The organism is Hymenobacter terricola (assembly GCF_017921975.2).
Classification (GTDB): Bacteria; Bacteroidota; Bacteroidia; order Cytophagales; family Hymenobacteraceae; genus Hymenobacter; species Hymenobacter terricola.
Genome location: NZ_JAGEMO020000083.1, coordinates 1 through 1,273, shown reverse-complemented (window position 1 = coordinate 1,273; position 1,273 = coordinate 1). Strand labels below are relative to the sequence as shown.

At 62.1% G+C, this 1,273-nt stretch carries 2 protein-coding genes; both read right to left on the bottom strand.

The window, feature by feature from the left end:
• Positions 1–918: mannonate dehydratase (gene uxuA / locus J4G38_RS24385; RefSeq protein ID WP_226163794.1), on the bottom strand; the 918-nt coding region annotated here is incomplete at its 3' end.
• 181 nt (positions 919–1,099) lie between these two features.
• The gene (locus J4G38_RS24380) at positions 1,100–1,243 is read right to left on the bottom strand and encodes an SDR family oxidoreductase (protein WP_226163796.1); all 144 of its coding nucleotides are present in this window, start codon (positions 1,241–1,243) and stop codon (positions 1,100–1,102) included.
• Between the last annotated feature and the right edge of the window lie 30 nt (positions 1,244–1,273).

Below are 1,273 nucleotides of genomic sequence, written 5' to 3'. Positions count from 1 at the left end.
GCGCTGGGTGCTGCGCAGGTGGATGAAGTGAATGCGCTCGGCAAACTGGCGCACCATGGCTGGCAGGTCGTTATCGGCCCGCACCCCGAACGAGCCCGTGCAGAAGCACAATCCATTGGCCGGCGAGGGCACGGCCGCCGCCAGGGCGGCCACGTCGGCGGCGGTGCTCACCACGCGCGGCAGGCCCAGAATGGCGTAGGGCGGGTCGTCGGGGTGAATGGCCAGGTTGATGCCCACCCGCTCGGCCACGGGCACAATTTCCTGCAAAAACAGAATCAGGTGCTCGCGCAATTTCGCCGCGTCAATGCCCTCGTACGCATCCAGCGCCAGCTGAAATTTCGCCAGCGTGAAACTCTCCTCGCTGCCCGGCAGGCCGGCGATGATGTTGCGCTGGAGCCGCTGCTTCTCCTCGTCGCTCATCGCGGCGAAGCGCACGGCGGCTTTCACCAATTCATCGGCCGTGTAGTCCTGGGCGGCATTCCGGCGCTTCAGCAGCTGCGTATCGAAGGCCACGAAAGCGGCTTTTTCGAAGCGCAGGGCTTTTGAGCCGTCCGCCACTTCGTAGGCCAGGTCGGTGCGCGTCCAGTCCAGCACGGGCATAAAATTGTAGGTGACCGTGTAGATGCCGCAGGCCGCCAGGTTACGCAACGACTCCTGGTAGTTGGCGATGTAGTGCTGGTAGTCGCCGGTGCGGGTCTTGATGTTTTCGTGCACGGGCACGCTTTCCACCACGCTCCACGTCAGGCCGGCGGCTTTGATGAGCTCCTGGCGCGCGCGGATTTCGGCCTGCGGCCAAACCTGGCCGTTGGGAATGTGGTGCAGGGCCGAAACTACATCGGTAGCGCCGGCCTGGCGGATATCGGCGAGGCTCACGGGGTCGTTGGGGCCGTACCAGCGCCAGCTTTGGATGATGGGCATTGTTTTTCAGTTATCAGTTAACAGTGAGCAGTGAGCAGTTATCAATAGACCGTCCTGCTCATCTGGCGTCCGCGCAGCCGAAGAAGCTCGCGTGTGATAGTGACTCAGATTGGTTTACTTGAGCACGCGAGATGCTTCGCTGCGCTCTGCATGACGGTCTTTTTTTGTTCAATTACAAATGTTACACCCCGCTAAAAGCGTTGAAGCCGCCGTCAACCAGTACGGTTTCGCCGTTCACGAAGCGGGAGGCGTTGCTGAGCAGGTAAATCAGCGTCCCGGTCAGCTCCTCCGGCTCGCCGAAGCGTTGGAAGGGCGTGTGGGCTATGAACTTGCGGGCGCGCTCGGTGGGCGAGCC